We start from the raw sequence: 14,116 nt of genomic DNA, 5'->3' as shown, positions 1-14,116 counted from the left end.
GGCGTCGGCCTGCTCACGGCGTAAGGGCGGCGACCGGCCGTTTCCCCAGCCGATCGACCGGCTCCCTGGGACGGCGGGAAGCGCTCGTGAAGCCCTTCCGGCCGCGGGCCCGGCCGCGCGCACCCGGCCGGGGCCCCTGGTGGGGACCCCGGCCGCAGGAAACCGCCGACCTCGCTCAGCCCTCCTGCTCCACCGGCACCTTCTGCGGCGGGACGGCCGCCACGCCGGCGAGGGAGGGCGAAGTGCCGTTCGGAGAGTGCCCGTTGTCCCCCATCGTGGCGAGCAGCTTGCGGGCGAGCCCCAGGCCCGTGCCGCCCATCGTGAGTGCCTTGGCGAACAACTCGCCCATGCCGTCGGCGCCGTTGAGCAGCACCATGTTGTCCACGTTGCCGAACGCGGACGCGCCGGCCTGGACGATCTCCGGCCACTTCTCGGCGAGTTGCTGGGCGACGACCGCCTCCTGGTTCTCCGCGAGGGCCGCGGCCCGGGCCTTGATGGCCTCCGCTTCCGCCAGACCCTGGGCCCGGGTCGCCTCGGCCTCCGCCAGGCCCTTCGCCTGCGCGGCGGCGGCCTCGGCCTCGCCGGTCGCGCGGGTGGCGGCGGCGGTCGCCGTACCACGGGTCTTCGTCGCCTCGGCCTCGGCCGCCGCGGCGGCCTTCACCCGGGTCGCCTCGGCCACCGCGGCCAGCTCCGTCTCCTTCGCCTTGGCCTCGGCCGCCGAGATCCGCGCGTCGCGCTCACCCTCGGCCAGCGTCCGCTTCTCGTACGCCTTCGCGTCGGCCGGCTTGCGGACGTCCGCCTGGAGCTGCTGCTCCCGCCGGTGCGCCTCCAGCTCGGCGACCCGCGTCTCCTGGACGACGACCTCCTGCCGGGCGGCGGCAGCGGCGAGCGGGCCGGCCTGCTGGGCCTTCGCCGCCGCCTTGTCCCGCTCGGCCTGATAACCGGCCTGAAGGATCTCGCTGTCCCGGGTGGCCTCCGCCATCCGCGCGAACGACTGCTGCTCGGCCTCGGTGGCCAGCCGGTTCGCCTCCGCCTGGGCGATCCGCGCGTCCCGCTGCACGGCCGCCGCGTGCGGCATCGCCAGGTTCTGGATGTACCCGGTCGGGTCCTCGATCTCGTGGATCTGCAACGAGTCCACGATCAGGCCGAGCTTCTCCATCTCCGTACCGCAGGCCGCCCGGGTCTGCCCGGTCAGCTTCTCCCGGTCGCGGATCATGTCCTCGACCGTCAACCCGCCCACGATGGACCGCAGATGACCGGCGAAGACGTTGTGCACCCGCTCCGCCATCAGCCGCTGCTGGTCCAGGAACCGGCGGGCCGCGTTCGCGATCGACACGAAGTCGTCGCCCACCTTGAAGATGACCACGCCCCGCACCTTCAGCGGAATGCCCTGGTGGGTCACACAGTCCACGTGCAGCTCGGTCTCGTTCAGGTCCAGCGAAAGCCTGCGCACCGCCTGCACACCGGGCAGCACGAGTGTGCCGCGCCCGGTGACGATGCGGAAGCCCATGCCCTCCTCGATGCCCTCCGTGCGGTGCTTGGACCCGGAAATGATGAGCGCCTCGTTCGGCTCGGCGACCCGCCACATCAACTTGAACAGACCGATCAGGACGAGGACGGCAACGACGACCGCCCCCGCAACGACGCCGACCATCATCGGCATACGCCCCCTTTGCATGGTGCCCGTTCGGCACCGAACGAAGGGAGTGTGCGCCCGTTCGGATCCCGGGTGAAGATACCGGCGAAACCTTGTTGCAATCTTGACGCACATGCCCTCACCTGGGGCGAAGCGCGCTCAACTGTCGTACGCCGCCGTGACGTAGACGGTCCGCGGCGGCAGATACTCCATCACCATCACCACCGTCCCGGTCGCGAGCCGCCCCGTGCCGTCGGCCGGATAGGCGAGGAAGTGCTCCGCGCCACCGCGCACCCGCACGATCACCTCGCCGACCAGACCGGGCCCGACCGTCCCCGTCACCCGCCCCATCAGCCCGACCATCGACGCGTCCTCCATGGGAACAGAGTAGGGTCCGCCGGATCGTGCGGCGGCGCCTCACCGCAGGGGGCCGGTCTCTCGACGGTCCGGCGTCGGTTCCGACCGGCGCCGCGGCGGCCACAGCTCGTGCCAGCGCAGCTCCGCCTCCAACTGGGCGGCGAGCGAGACCAGGAGAGGCTCGCTGCTGGCCGGGCCGAGCAGTTGCGCGCCCACCGGCAGGCCGGCGGCGGTGAACCCGGCGGGCACGTTCACGCCCGGCCAGCCGAGCACGTTCCACGGCCAGGCGTACGGGCAGGCGGCGATGATCGCGCGGTCGGTGGCCAGGCCGCCGAGCCGGGACAGGGCGCCGATCCGGGGCGGGGGCACGGCCGTCGTCGGCGCGAGGATCACGTCGTACGACCGGAAGAAGGCGCCGATCCGCCGGTGCAGCACCGCCTCCGCGCGCCGCGCCGCCCTGAGCGGGGCCCCGCCGAGCAGCCGGCCGAGCCGGGCCGCGTCCCGGGTGCGCGGGTCGAGCAGGGCGGGGTCGGGGGCCTCGCGGACCCGCTCGGCGATCCCGGCGGTGGCCCGGGGAACGAAGGTCAGCCCGATCTGCCCGTACGGCGGATCGGCCTCCTCGACGGCATGCCCCAACTCGGCGAGCTTCGCGGCGAGTTCGGTGACCCGGGTGCGGATCTCCGGGTGCAGCCGGGCGGGTACGGCGGTGAACGGCGGCTTCAGGGACAGGGCGATGCGCAGCCGGCCCGGGTCGCGGCCGGCCGCGTCCGCCACGGTCAGCGCGGCCGGCCGGTGCGGGTCCCGGTCGTGGTTGCCGCTGGCCGCGTCCAGCAGCACGGCCGCGTCGGCGACCGTCCGGGCGAGGGTGCCGTTGACCGTGATGCCGTGGAAGGACTCGCCCCACGGCCAGGTCGAGATCCGCCCGCGCTGCGGCTTGATGCCGATCAGATGGGTCCAGGAAGCCGGGATGCGGACCGAGCCGGCGCCGTCGGAACCGAGCGCGGCGGGGACCAGCCCCGCGGCGACGGCGGCGGCCGAACCACCGGAAGACCCGCCGGGCGTGTGCTCGGTGTCCCAGGGGTTGCGGGTCTCGCCGAACGCGGGCCCCTCGGTGAACGGCCACTGGCCCAGCTCGCAGGTGTTCGTCTTGCCGACGATCACCGCGCCGGCCGCGCGCAGCCGCCGTACCGCCTCCCCGTCCGTGGCCACCGGCGGAAACTCGCCCCGGCAGCCGAACGCGGTCGGCTCGCCGGCCACGTCCATGTCGTCCTTCACCGCCACCGGCACGCCGAGCAGCGGGCGCCGCACCCCGGCGGCCAATTCCCGGTCGGCGACGTCGGCTTCGGCGAGCGCGGCCTCGGCCCGCACGATCCGGAAGGCGTTCAGTGCCGGCTGCGTGGCCTCGATCCGGGCCAGTGCCTCCTCCACCAGCGCCCGGGAGGTCACCTCCCCGTCGGCAAGGGCACGTCCGGTCTCCACGAGTCCTGCGGGACGGTCGGGTGTCATGGGGGAGCACCTCCGGGAGACTCCGGTCACGATGTCTACCGCACGGTAACGTCAGCGCGGGGGTGAAGTACGGGTTTCGCGCGGGTGTCCTTGAGCGCGTGCCGCCGCAAGCTCCGCCTCACCCCGCCGGCAGCCGCCGTAGCCACCGCCGTCTCACCCTGCCAGCAGCCGCCGTAGCCACCCCACCCGGGCCGTGCGGGCCGTGCGGGACAGGGTCGCCTCCGGGACCAGGGCGTCGAAGCCGTGGCAGCCGCCCGGCCAGACATGGAGTTCGGCCACCCCGCCGGCCTGCCAGATACGGGACGAGTACGCGACCACCTCGTCCCGGAAGGTCTCCGCGGAGCCGACGTCCAGGAAGGCCGGGGGCAGTCCGGCCAGGTCGGTGGCGCGGGCCGGGGCGGCGTACGGGGAGACGTCGGGGCCGCCGCGGCGGTCGCCGAGCAGGGCCGTCCAGGCGGTCTCGTTGGCCGTGCAGTCCCAGACGCCGAGACCGGCCATCTGGCGGCTGGAGACGGTGTCGTTGCGGTCGTCCAGCATCGGGCCCATCAACAGCTGGCCGAGCGGGCGCGGGCCCTGCCGGTCACGGGCGAGCAGCGCGAGCGCCGCGGTGAGCCCGCCGCCCGCGCTGGCGCCCGCGACCACGATCCGGTCCGGGTCCCCGCCGATCTCCTTGGCGTGCCCCGCGGTCCACAGCAGTCCGGCGTAGGCGTCCTCGACCGGCGCCGGGTGCGGGTGTTCGGGCGCGAGCCGGTACTCCACCGACACCACGACCGCGCCCAGTTCCCGCGCCCAGGCAAGGGGTTCCGTCACGCCGGTCCGGTTGGTTCCGGCCACCAGACCGCCGCCGTGTACGTGGTAGATCACCGGCAGCGGGGCGGGGGCGGCCGTGGGGCGGCAGACGAGGAGGGAGACGTCGGCGGCGCCGGCCGGGCCGGGTGCCGTACGGTCCTCCGTCTCGAAGGCGCCGTCCAGGGTGAGGTCCAGTGCCTCCACGGCCGCGCTCTGCCGGGCGGCAGCCAGGTCGGCCAGCGTGAAACCGGGCGAGAGCACGTCCCCGAACTGCTCCAGTGCGGCGGCCAGTTCCGGGTCGAACGGCGGTGGGACCAGGGACATGGGTGCTCCTTTCCGTGACTCGTCCGGCCGCGACGGTCGCCCCTGCGCTGCGGCGACCGTCGGCGGTCCGGTGCGGCCGCGCGGGCCTGGCGGCGTTCCGGCCGCGCGTCCGCTCGCGGCGGCGGCCGGTGGTCCGTGTGCCCCGGTGCGGCTGCCTGTGGCGGTGGCCGGTCGTCCGCCGCCCTGCCAGCCGCACCGGGCCGGAACCCCGTACGCCGTCATGAGCCGTCTACCCCGTCGGGGGCGGAGGGCGATCTGCCGCAGTCGGGCCGCCCCCGTGCCCGGCCGGGCCGTCAGGTGGGTGGCAGGCCCGGTGCGGTCGGCCGGCCGGCCCGCACACCCCGCTCCAGCCGCACCACGCGGAGGCGCGGGTGCCGTCGCGCGCCGCGCCCGACCGAGGCGCACAGACGCGGCAGGGGCCGGAGCCCCGACGGCTCCGGCCCCTGGGGGAACGTACGGCTCAGGCGGCCGCGCCCTCGCCCACGTTGCCGTGCAGGCGCGCCACGACCTCGGTCAGCTGGGCGGCGACCTCGGCGTCGTCGACCGGGTGGGTCTCGGCGAAGCGGGTCACGGAGCCGGGGATGGCCAGCTTGATGTCCTCGATCACCTTGCCGCCGGCGATGCCCACGGCCTTGCGGGTGTCGTCCTGGGCCCACACACCACCGTACTGGCCGAAGGCGGTGCCGACCACGGCGACGGGCTTGCCGCCGAACGCGCCGGCGCCGTACGGGCGGGACAGCCAGTCGATGGCGTTCTTCAGGACGGCCGGGATGGTGCCGTTGTACTCGGGGGAGAAGAACAGGAAGGCGTCGGCGGCCCGGGCGGCCTCGCGCAGCTTCACGGCGGCGGCCGGGACGCTGCCCTCGACGTCGATGTCCTCGTTGTAGAAGGGGACGTCGGCCAGGCCCTCGAACAGCTCGACCTCGGCGCCCTGCGGCGCGAGCTTCACGGCCGCCTCGGCGAGCTGGCGGTTGTGCGAACCGGCGCGAAGGCTGCCGACGAGCGCGAGGATGCGAACGGACATGGGAACTCCAAGGGGCTGAAACATCGCTGTCACGATCCGGACCGGGGTCCGCTTACGTTTTCTAGCACTCTAAACGGACCGCGGTCCAGTTTTCTTCCCGATGCTTTACGCTGTCTTCATGTCCAGCCCGCTGCCGCCCCTCCCGAAGCCTCAGGAGTCCTTCGACACCCCGACATTGTTGGAGGTCGGCTCGGCCTCCGACGAGCCGTGCCTGCGCGCCGACGCGGCGCGGAACCGGGCCCGGCTGCTGGAGGCCGCCGCCCGCCTGATCGCGGAGCACGGCGTGGCCGGGGTCACCATGGAGGCGGTGGCCGCGGCGGCCAAGGTGGGCAAGGGCACCGTCTTCCGCCGCTTCGGCGACCGTACCGGGCTGCTGATGGCGCTCCTCGACCACTCGGCCAAGCAGCTCCAGTCCGACTTCCTGAGCGGGTCCCCGCCCCTGGGGCCGGGGGCGCCGCCGCTGGAACGGCTGCGGGCGTTCGGCGTGGCGGTGCTCTACCGGCACGCCGAACAGCTGGACCTCCAGCTGGCCGCCCAGCCGGAGCCGACCCGCCGGTTCTCCCACCCGGCGCTCGGGTCCCTGCGCACGCACATCACGATGCTGCTCCGGCAGATCGTGCCGCACGCCGACTGCGACCTGCTGGCCCACACCCTGCTGGCCTCGCTCGACCCCGCGCTGATCCATCACCTCACCCGGCAGCGCGGGATGCCGATGGAACGGCTGGAGGCCGGCTGGCTCGACCTGGTCGCCCGGGTGACGCGCACCGAGCGGGCCGGCTGAGGCGGACGCCGGCGGCTCACGCCGCGGTGAGGTGGTCCCGTACGGGACGGCGGCGGTGAGCCCCCGTCGGTCGAACGGTCAACCACGTCGCCCCGCCCGCTCCCGGCCTCCGCCCCTCTGCCAAGATGCGGACTGTCATGGTGCAGATACCGAACACGCCCACGAGTGCGGACGTGGCCCGGCTGGCCGGCGTCTCGCGCGCGACCGTCTCCTACGTCCTGAACAACACCAGCGCCGTACGGATCAGCGAAGCGACCCGCCGGCGCGTGCACGAGGCCGCCCGGGAACTGGGGTACGTCCCGCACGCCGCCGCCCGCAGCCTGCGCGCCGGACACAGCCGCATGGTGCTCATGCCCGCCCCGGCCATCCCGGTGGGCCCCCTCTACAGCGGGTTCCTCAATGAACTCCAGTGGGCGCTGGGCCGACTCGACTACACCGTCGTCCAGTACGGCAGCGTCGGCCTCCACGGCGACGAAGCCGCGCGCGCCTGGGCCGAGTTGCGGCCCGTCGCCGTCCTGGTGCCCGGGACCGGCCTGGGCCCGCAGGGCGTCGCCGTCCTCAAGCGGTCCGGCGCCCGGGCCGTCGTCACCCTCGGCCCGGACCGCGTCGACGGAGCACACGCCCTGCTGATGGACCACGACGCCGTCGGCCACTGCGCGGGCGCCCACCTGTACGCCCGGGGCCGGCGCCGGATCGGTGTCGTCATGCCCGAGGAGTCGGGGCTGGAGGTCTACTCACGGCCCCGGCTCGCCGGCGTACGCGAGGCACTGCACGGCACGGACGCCACCGTGACCGCGCTGCCGCTCGCCTACACGGAAGAGGCCGCCGCCCAACTGGCCGCCCGCTGGCCCGAGTCGGCACTGGACGCGGTGTTCGCGTACAACGACGAGTACGCCATGCTGCTGATGCGCGCGCTGCACGACGAGGGCCTGCGCGTCCCCGAGGACGTCGCCGTGATCGGCGCCGACGACCTGATGCTCGGCCGGCTGCTGCGGCCCCGGCTCAGCACGGTCCACATCGAACTGCCCTCGGGCCGCGACCTCGCCGAACTGGTCGACCGCGCCGTACGCGACCCCGGCGGGGAGCCCGAGGTGCACACCGTGCTGGGGGCCACGGTGGTCCAGCGGGAGTCCAGCTGACCCGGCCCGCCGCCCCCGGCACGGGTCACTGCTGCGCCTGGCCCTCCTGGGCGGCGATGCTCTTGCGGACCTCGTCCATGTCCAGCCCGCGGGCCTGCCCGATGAGGTCCGCGAGGACCGGCGCGGGCAGGGCGCCCGGCTGCGAGAAGACCGCCACCTGATCGCGGATGATCATCAGCGTCGGGATCGACTGGATGCCGAAGGCCGCGGCCAGCTCCGGCTGCGCCTCGGTGTCCACCTTGCCGAACACCAGGTCGGGGTTGTCCGCCGCGGCCTTCTCGTAGACGGGCGCGAACTGCCGGCACGGCGGGCACCAGGGCGCCCAGAAGTCGATGAGAACGAACCCGTTCTCGCTGACCATCTGGTCGAAGTTCTCCTTGGTCAGCTCCACGGTGCTGCTCATGGCGTGATTCCCACTTCCTGGTGTAGGGGTGTGCCGACGGCGGAAACGCGGCCGCGGGGCCGCCTATTCCACGGCCGCCGGGCCGCCTAGTCCAGCGGAGCATGCCCGCGCGCGTACCCATGTGGCCACCGGGCACACCGCCCACCAGACTGACCCCATGACGGAAACGGAATCCAACGTGTACGACGTCGTGGTGCTCGGGGGCGGGCCCGTGGGGGAGAACGTCGCCGACCGCACCCGCGCGGCCGGCCTCACCACCGCGCTCGTGGAGAGCGAACTGCTCGGCGGGGAGTGCTCGTACTGGGCCTGCATGCCCAGCAAGGCTCTGCTCAGGCCGGTCATCGCCCAGGCCGACGCCCGCCGCCTGCCCGGCCTCGCCCAGGCGGTCCAGGGCCCGCTCGACACCCCGGCCGTGCTGGCCCGCCGCGACGACTACACCTCCCACTGGAAGGACGACGGCCAGGTCGCCTGGCTGGAGGGCACCGGCGCCGACCTGTACCGCGGCCATGGCCGGCTGGCCGGGCCCCGCACGGTCACGGTCACCGGCCCGGACGGTACCGTCACCACGCTCACCGCCCGGCACGCCGTCGCCGTCTGCACCGGCACCCGCGCCCAGCTGCCCGACCTGCCCGGCCTCGCCGAGGTCGGGCCGTGGACCAGCCGCGAGGCCACCAGCGGCAAGGCGGCACCCGGCCGGCTGATCGTGGTCGGCGGCGGGGTCGTCGCCACCGAGATGGCCACGGCCTGGCAGGCCCTCGGCTCCCGGGTCACCCTGCTGGTCCGCGGCAAGGGCCTGCTGAACCGGATGGAGCCCTTCGCCGGCGAACTGGTCGCCGAGGCCCTCACCGAAGCGGGCGCCGACATCCGCACCGGCACCTCCGTCGCGTCCGTGACCCGGGAGAACGGCACCGTCGTCGCCGTCACCGGCACCGGCGACCGGATCGAGGCCGACGAGATCCTCTTCGCCACCGGGCGCGTCCCGCACACCGACGACCTCGGCCTGGACACCGTCGGCCTGGAACCCGGCTCCTGGCTGGACGTCGACGACAGCCTCCGCGTCACCGGCACCGACTGGCTGTACGCGGTCGGCGACGTCAACCACCGGGCCCTCCTCACCCATCAGGGCAAGTACCAGGCGCGTATCGCCGGTGCCGCGATCGCCGCCCGCGCGGCCGGCGGCCCCCTCCTGGACGAGCCGTGGGGCGCGCACACGGCCACCGCCGACCACGACGCCGTACCCCAGGTCGTCTTCACCGACCCGGAGGCCGCCGCGGTCGGCCTCTCCCTCGCCGAGGCGGAACAGGCCGGCCACCGCGTCCGCGCCGTCGACGTCGAGTTCTCCTCCGTCGCGGGCGCGGGCCTGTACGGCGACGGCTACAAGGGCCGCGCCCGCATGGTCGTGGACCTGGAGGAGGAGATCCTGCGCGGGGTCACCTTCGTCGGCCCCGGCGTCGGCGAACTCATCCACTCGGCCACCATCGCGGTCGCGGGCCGCGTTCCGGTCGGCCGGCTGTGGCACGCGGTCCCGTCGTATCCGACGCTGAGCGAGGTGTGGCTGCGGCTACTGGAGGCGTACCGGGACAACTGAGCTGCTTATCAGGGCAGTTCGAAGCCGAGGGCCTCGGCCGCCGCCTCCGGTGACGGCTGGGCCCACAGGGCCGCCACCGCCTCGTTGGTCGACAGGGAGCGCGGCTCCGCGCGGTCCAGGTACAGCGTGCCGTCGAGGTGGTCCGTCTCGTGCTGGACGATCCGGGCGGGCCAGCCGGTGAACACCTCGTCCAGCGCGCGTCCGTGCTCGTCCTGGCCGCGCAGCCGCACCTCGGCGTGCCGGGCCACCACCGCCTGCCAGCCCGGCACGCTCAGGCAGCCCTCGAAGAACGCGGCCCGGGCGGCCCCGACCGGCTCGTACACCGGGTTGACCAGCACCCGGAACGGCTGCGGGACGCGGCCCCGGGCCACGGCGACCTCCTCGGGCACCGGCGCCGGGTCCTCGATGACCGCGATCCGCAGCGGGATCCCGACCTGCGGCGCGGCGAGGCCGACACCGGGGGCCGCGTACATGGTGGCGCGCAGGGCCTCGATGAACCGGGCCAGCAGCGCGGGGCCGAGCTGACCGTCGTACGGCTCGGTGCCGCGCCGCAGCACGGGCCGGCCGGCCGCGACGATGGGCAAGGGACCGCCGGCGGCGAGGAGTTCCTCGACACGCTCGGCGAGCGGTGTGTCTTCACGGGGAGGTGCCATCGCGTCAGCATGCCACGCACCCCCACCGCTCCCTGTGGCACAGCTCACCAACACCCCGGGGAACTCAGCCCTTTCGCGGTCCGACCACTGGAGCGCCATCGCCATCCCTGCCGATGGTCCGCCCTGGCCCCGAACCCCGGAGAAGTCCGCCGATGACCACCGCCCCCTCGACCGCCCCGGCCGAGGCGTCCCGCCCCGCCGCCCCCAGCCGCTGGGCACCCCTGCGCACCCTCGTGCTGCGCCTGCACTTCTACGCCGGTGTGCTCGTCGCGCCCTTCGTGCTGATCGCCGCCGTCACCGGCCTGCTGTACACGGGCTCCTTCCAGGCCGAGAAGCTCGTGTACGACCATGAGCTGACCGTTCCGGCCGGCCAGCGCGAGCTGCCGGTCTCCGCCCAGGTGGCCGCCGCCCGCAAAGCCCACCCCGAGGGCGCCGTCGCGGCCGTCCGCCCCTCGCCCGAGGCCGGTGCCACCACCCGGGTGCTGCTCTCCGGCGTCCAGGGTGTCGACCCCGAGCACACGCTCGCCGTGTTCGTCGACCCGTACACCGGCGAGGTCCGCGGGGCGCAGGAACAGTACGGCTCCACCGGCGCGCTGCCGTTGCGCACCTGGATCGACCGGCTGCACGGCGATCTGCACCTCGGTGAGACCGGCCGGCTCTACAGCGAGCTGGCCGCCAGCTGGCTGTGGGTGATCGCGGGCGGCGGCCTGGTGCTGTGGTTCTCCCGGCGCCGTGCCGTACGCACGGTCCGCGGCACCAGCGGCCGGCGCCGCACCCTCGGCCTGCACGGCACCGTCGGCGTCTGGACCGCCGTCGGCTTCCTGTTCCTGTCCGCGACCGGTCTGACCTGGTCGGCGTACGCGGGCGCCACCATCGACGAGCTGCGCACCTCCCTCGGCCAGGCCACCCCGTCGGTCTCGGCAGCCGTGTCCGGCGGCGAACACGCGGGCCACGGCACGGCGGCGGGTGGCGGCGGCACGGCCGCGCACGGGGTGAGCCTGGACAAGGTGCTCGCGGCGGCCCGGGCCAAGGGGCTCAGCGACCCCGTCGAGATCGTGCCGCCCGCGGACGCGAGCAGCGCCTACGTCGTCAAGCAGATCCAGCGCGCCTGGCCCACCAAGGCGGACTCCGTCGCCGTGGACCCGGCCACCGGCCAGGTCACCGACGAACTGCGGTTCGCCGACTACCCGGTGCTCGCCAAGCTCACCCGCTGGGGCATCGACCTGCACACCGGCGTCCTCTTCGGCCTCGCCAACCAGATCGCCCTCGCGCTCCTCGCGCTCGCCCTGATCCTGCTCATCGTGTGGGGCTACCGCATGTGGTGGCAGCGCGGGCGGGGCTCCGCCTTCGGCCGGCCGATCCCGCGCGGTGCGTGGGCGCAGGTGCCGCCCCACTTCCTCGTACCGGCCCTCGCCGCGATCGCCGTGCTCGGCTGGTTCATGCCCCTGCTCGGCATCCCGCTGGCCGCCTTCCTCGCCGTCGACATCGTCCTCGGTGAGATCGCACACCGGCGCGGACGCCGTGTCCACGGCAGTGTCCGTGGCGTGAAGTAGCGTGCGCCGGCTCGCCGGCAGGCGAACCGAGCCCGTTGTGGTGCCGCCGCCGGTGCTGCCGCTGTCCGCGTGGCCGGTCGCCCGGCTCGCCGAGAGGTATGCCGCGGGCCCGGTCCCCGAGGGGGCCGGGCCCATGGTCGACGGCATGTCCCAGGGCGAGGCGTCTCACTCCTGGGGGAAGTCGCCCGCGAGCGCCGCGGCGATCCGCAGGTGCGGCTCCGCCTCCTCGTGGCGGGCCTGCCGCTGGAGCGTGCGGCCCAGCATCAGCCGGGCGTAGTGCTCGACCGGGTCGTGCTCCACGACGGCCCGCAGCTCGGCTTCGGCGCGACGCAGCTGGGCCGAGTGGTAGTAGGCGCGGGCCAGCAGCAGCCGGGGTCCGGTCTGCTCCGGCACCTCCTCGACCAGCCCGGCCAGCACCCGGGCCGCGCCCGCGTAGTCCTTCGCGTCGAAGAACAGCCGCGCGCGCTCCCAGCGCTCGGCGGGGCTGCCGTGGTCGTAGTACGTGGTCTGCTCGTGCGTGTCCACTCGTGACCTCCTTCGACGGCCACAACGGAGAGTGGTTGTTCAAAATTCCACTACCTGGCTACCGCTGCCACAGGGCGGCCAGCTCGGCGTCGGCCCGCTCGGTGACCAGGGCGAGCACGCGGCCGGCCACGCCCCGGTCCTCCTCGGAGATGCCTTCGTACAGCCGCGCGGAGATCACCGCGGTCTCGGCGGAGGTCGTGGCGTACAGCTCCCGCCCGGCCTCGGTGATGCGCAGGCCCGACGGTCCCTCGGGAGCGGTCAGGCCCGCAGCCGTCAGGCCCTCTATCTCGCGCCGTGCGTCGCTCTCGTCGACCTTCACCGCGCTGACGACGCCGTCCACCAGGGCGGACCGCTCGACCGGCCCGTCCGCGACGGCCGTGAGCCGAAGGGCGATGGACTGGAGGTAGGAGATGCCGTGCGGGTCGAGGACGTGCTCCAGGGCGGCACGGGAGGCGTAGTGGGCGAGGGCTATGGTGCGGCCGTCGGCGCGGGGTGCGGTGGTGGTCATGACTGCTCCGTCTCGTGATCGGTGGTGCCGAACGGGTCAAGCGGTGCGTCGAGCAGGGCCGTCAGTTCGCGGGTGAACTCCCGGGCGCGCGGGCTGTCGGGTCCGCCCAGGGGTGCCAACAGCCGGCCCAGCAGCACCTGTACGACGTCGATCGCCTTCCGGGTGGTCTCGCGGCCCTGCTCGGTCAGTGCGAGCTGGACCGCGCGCGGGTCGTCCGGGTCCCGGGTGCGGTCGAGGAGCCCGGCCGACTCCAGGCTGCGGGCCAGCTTGGAGACGTAGAGGGCCTCCAGGCCGGTGTGGTCGGCGAGACGGCGCTGGCTGGGGCGCAGCCCGGAGCGCTGCATCCCGTACAGCGAGGCCACCAGCGAGTACTGCGCGTGCGTCAGTCCGAGCGGAGCCACCGCCCGGTCCACGGCGACCCGCCACTTCATCGACAGCCGCCACACCAGAAAACCGGGCGTGGCTCCTTCGGAAACCCTGCTCATGGAAAATAGAGTACATAGCTATTATGTACATGGCTACTAAATCTGCGGCGCCGTGGTGCTCACGAGCCTGGGGCGCTCGGGACGCCAGGTGGCGACGAGCGCCGCGGCCAGGAGCAGCTCGGCGATGTCACCGCCGTAGTACATGATCTCCGCACCGCCCCGGACCTCGGGGATCGGAGCATGGACGGCCACCCGGAACCCGCCGTACATCAGCTGCGCGACGACCGCGTGCACGGCGATGGCGCACCCCAGGAACACCAGCCGGGCCCGCACACCCGGCTGGGCCGGGGCCGGGTCCGGCCCCGCGACGGAGTGCGCGAACAGGCAGCCCGACAGCAGGAAGTGCGCGTGCAGCAGCCAGTGTCCGGCCGGATGGGCCGTGGCGGTGCCGTACAGCGGGGTGAAGTACAGGACCGGAAGGGTGCCGACGGACAGCGGCAGGGCGACGGCCGGGTGGGCGAGCAGGCGGGCCGGGCCGCTGTGCAGCACGGCGGTGAGGCGGCGGGCGCGGGGCGCGGGAAGGGCCCGCAGCAGGAGGGTGACGGGGGCGCCGAGCACGAGAGCGAGCGGCGCGTACATGCCGATGAGCATGTGCTGGGCCATGTGACCGCGGAAGTCGCGGTGTGCGAAGGGCGCGAGAGGCGGCAGCAGCGCCGCCGCCAGCAGGACGACGCCCGCGCAGAAACCGACGGTCCGCCAGGGACTCCAGCCGCGGCCCGGATTCCGGCGGCGCGCCCGGCGCGCGAGCAGCAGATACCCGCCCGCGCCCGCCAGCAGGGCCAGAGCCGGCAGCAGCACGCCCAGCGCACCGCCGCCTTCCTGGTGATGCATGTGCGGCGCGTGGT

At 74.2% G+C, this 14,116-nt stretch carries 15 protein-coding genes; 4 read left to right on the top strand and 11 right to left on the bottom strand.

Going from position 1 to position 14,116, the window contains the following annotated elements; translation table 11 throughout:
- Positions 1-175: 175 nt before the first annotated feature.
- The 5 genes from ACZ7DL_RS12810 to ACZ7DL_RS12790 all read right to left on the bottom strand — a co-directional run bounded on the left by ACZ7DL_RS12810 (position 176) and on the right by ACZ7DL_RS12790 (position 5,636).
- Positions 176-1,663, bottom strand: a complete 1,488-nt coding sequence (locus ACZ7DL_RS12810; protein ID WP_470773862.1) for an SPFH domain-containing protein — start codon at positions 1,661-1,663, stop codon at positions 176-178.
- A gap of 132 nt (positions 1,664-1,795) precedes the next feature.
- Positions 1,796-2,014, bottom strand: a complete 219-nt coding sequence (locus ACZ7DL_RS12805; protein ID WP_470773860.1) for a hypothetical protein — start codon at positions 2,012-2,014, stop codon at positions 1,796-1,798.
- Positions 2,015-2,053: 39 nt separating this feature from the next.
- Complete coding sequence (locus ACZ7DL_RS12800) at positions 2,054-3,499, bottom strand: amidase (protein ID WP_470773858.1); 1,446 nt, start codon at positions 3,497-3,499, stop codon at positions 2,054-2,056.
- Positions 3,500-3,652: 153 nt separating this feature from the next.
- Positions 3,653-4,612, bottom strand: coding sequence for an alpha/beta hydrolase (locus ACZ7DL_RS12795; protein ID WP_470773855.1), 960 nt, complete (start codon positions 4,610-4,612; stop codon positions 3,653-3,655).
- 460 nt (positions 4,613-5,072) lie between these two features.
- A complete protein-coding gene (locus ACZ7DL_RS12790; protein ID WP_470773853.1) occupies positions 5,073-5,636 on the bottom strand; it encodes an NAD(P)H-dependent oxidoreductase in 564 nt (187 codons plus the stop codon).
- Positions 5,637-5,736: 100 nt separating this feature from the next.
- Here ACZ7DL_RS12790 and ACZ7DL_RS12785 point away from each other — a divergent pair, with 100 nt between their 5' ends.
- Positions 5,737-6,417 carry a TetR/AcrR family transcriptional regulator gene (locus ACZ7DL_RS12785; RefSeq protein ID WP_470773851.1) on the top strand — a complete coding sequence of 227 codons (681 nt, stop codon included), beginning with the start codon at positions 5,737-5,739 and terminating at the stop codon, positions 6,415-6,417.
- 125 nt (positions 6,418-6,542) lie between these two features.
- A complete protein-coding gene (locus ACZ7DL_RS12780; RefSeq protein WP_470773850.1) occupies positions 6,543-7,556 on the top strand; it encodes a LacI family DNA-binding transcriptional regulator in 1,014 nt (337 codons plus the stop codon).
- A gap of 25 nt (positions 7,557-7,581) precedes the next feature.
- On the opposite strand, the gene ACZ7DL_RS12775 is transcribed toward ACZ7DL_RS12780, so the two are convergent.
- Complete coding sequence (locus ACZ7DL_RS12775) at positions 7,582-7,959, bottom strand: thioredoxin family protein (RefSeq protein WP_470773848.1); 378 nt, start codon at positions 7,957-7,959, stop codon at positions 7,582-7,584.
- Between the two features lie 157 nt (positions 7,960-8,116).
- On the opposite strand from ACZ7DL_RS12775, the gene ACZ7DL_RS12770 reads away from it, so the two are divergent.
- Positions 8,117-9,547: a dihydrolipoyl dehydrogenase family protein gene (locus ACZ7DL_RS12770; protein ID WP_470773847.1), complete on the top strand. Its 1,431-nt coding sequence runs from the start codon at positions 8,117-8,119 to the stop codon at positions 9,545-9,547.
- Between the two features lie 8 nt (positions 9,548-9,555).
- Here the strand turns inward: ACZ7DL_RS12770 and ACZ7DL_RS12765 are convergent, their stop codons facing one another.
- On the bottom strand, positions 9,556-10,200 hold the full coding sequence (locus tag ACZ7DL_RS12765; protein ID WP_470773846.1) for a peptide deformylase: 645 nt from the start codon (positions 10,198-10,200) through the stop codon (positions 9,556-9,558).
- Positions 10,201-10,352: 152 nt separating this feature from the next.
- Here ACZ7DL_RS12765 and ACZ7DL_RS12760 point away from each other — a divergent pair, with 152 nt between their 5' ends.
- Complete coding sequence (locus ACZ7DL_RS12760; protein ID WP_470773845.1) at positions 10,353-11,753, top strand: PepSY-associated TM helix domain-containing protein; 1,401 nt, start codon at positions 10,353-10,355, stop codon at positions 11,751-11,753.
- Positions 11,754-11,918: 165 nt separating this feature from the next.
- Here ACZ7DL_RS12760 and ACZ7DL_RS12755 read toward each other — a convergent pair whose 3' ends face one another.
- From ACZ7DL_RS12755 to ACZ7DL_RS12740, 4 genes are read right to left on the bottom strand one after another with little or no spacing between them, the layout of a single operon-like run.
- Positions 11,919-12,278, bottom strand: a complete 360-nt coding sequence (locus ACZ7DL_RS12755; RefSeq protein WP_470773844.1) for a tetratricopeptide repeat protein — start codon at positions 12,276-12,278, stop codon at positions 11,919-11,921.
- A gap of 58 nt (positions 12,279-12,336) precedes the next feature.
- Positions 12,337-12,786 carry a MarR family transcriptional regulator gene (locus ACZ7DL_RS12750; protein WP_470773843.1) on the bottom strand — a complete coding sequence of 150 codons (450 nt, stop codon included), beginning with the start codon at positions 12,784-12,786 and terminating at the stop codon, positions 12,337-12,339.
- Entirely contained in the window at positions 12,783-13,271 is a 489-nt protein-coding gene (locus tag ACZ7DL_RS12745; RefSeq protein WP_470773842.1) for a MarR family winged helix-turn-helix transcriptional regulator, read from the bottom strand. The genes ACZ7DL_RS12750 and ACZ7DL_RS12745 overlap by 4 nt, the downstream gene beginning before the upstream one ends.
- A gap of 36 nt (positions 13,272-13,307) precedes the next feature.
- Complete coding sequence (locus tag ACZ7DL_RS12740) at positions 13,308-14,102, bottom strand: cytochrome c oxidase assembly protein (RefSeq protein WP_470773841.1); 795 nt, start codon at positions 14,100-14,102, stop codon at positions 13,308-13,310.
- Positions 14,103-14,116: the final 14 nt, after the last annotated feature.

The sequence above is a fragment of the Streptomyces sp. NPDC036984 genome, from assembly GCF_055607665.1.
The sequence above is the reverse complement of the archived record's forward strand: the minus strand, read 5'-3'. Positions and strand labels throughout refer to the sequence as shown.

Excerpts from the sequence above, each read along its gene's own strand:
- ACZ7DL_RS12740 (WP_470773841.1), bottom strand. The coding sequence starts at position 14,102 with ATGCATCACCAGGAAGGCGGCGGTGCGCTGGGCGTGCTGCTGCCGGCT.
- ACZ7DL_RS12750 (WP_470773843.1), bottom strand. The coding sequence starts at position 12,786 with ATGACCACCACCGCACCCCGCGCCGACGGCCGCACCATAGCCCTCGCC.
- ACZ7DL_RS12780 (WP_470773850.1), top strand. The coding sequence starts at position 6,543 with ATGCGGACTGTCATGGTGCAGATACCGAACACGCCCACGAGTGCGGAC.
- ACZ7DL_RS12800 (WP_470773858.1), bottom strand. The coding sequence starts at position 3,499 with ATGACACCCGACCGTCCCGCAGGACTCGTGGAGACCGGACGTGCCCTT.
- ACZ7DL_RS12770 (WP_470773847.1), top strand. The coding sequence starts at position 8,117 with ATGACGGAAACGGAATCCAACGTGTACGACGTCGTGGTGCTCGGGGGC.
- ACZ7DL_RS12775 (WP_470773848.1), bottom strand. The coding sequence starts at position 7,959 with ATGAGCAGCACCGTGGAGCTGACCAAGGAGAACTTCGACCAGATGGTC.
- ACZ7DL_RS12760 (WP_470773845.1), top strand. The coding sequence starts at position 10,353 with ATGACCACCGCCCCCTCGACCGCCCCGGCCGAGGCGTCCCGCCCCGCC.
- ACZ7DL_RS12745 (WP_470773842.1), bottom strand. The coding sequence starts at position 13,271 with ATGAGCAGGGTTTCCGAAGGAGCCACGCCCGGTTTTCTGGTGTGGCGG.
- ACZ7DL_RS12795 (WP_470773855.1), bottom strand. The coding sequence starts at position 4,612 with ATGTCCCTGGTCCCACCGCCGTTCGACCCGGAACTGGCCGCCGCACTG.
- ACZ7DL_RS12805 (WP_470773860.1), bottom strand. The coding sequence starts at position 2,014 with ATGGAGGACGCGTCGATGGTCGGGCTGATGGGGCGGGTGACGGGGACG.
- ACZ7DL_RS12765 (WP_470773846.1), bottom strand. The coding sequence starts at position 10,200 with ATGGCACCTCCCCGTGAAGACACACCGCTCGCCGAGCGTGTCGAGGAA.
- ACZ7DL_RS12785 (WP_470773851.1), top strand. The coding sequence starts at position 5,737 with ATGCTTTACGCTGTCTTCATGTCCAGCCCGCTGCCGCCCCTCCCGAAG.
- ACZ7DL_RS12810 (WP_470773862.1), bottom strand. The coding sequence starts at position 1,663 with ATGCCGATGATGGTCGGCGTCGTTGCGGGGGCGGTCGTCGTTGCCGTC.
- ACZ7DL_RS12790 (WP_470773853.1), bottom strand. The coding sequence starts at position 5,636 with ATGTCCGTTCGCATCCTCGCGCTCGTCGGCAGCCTTCGCGCCGGTTCG.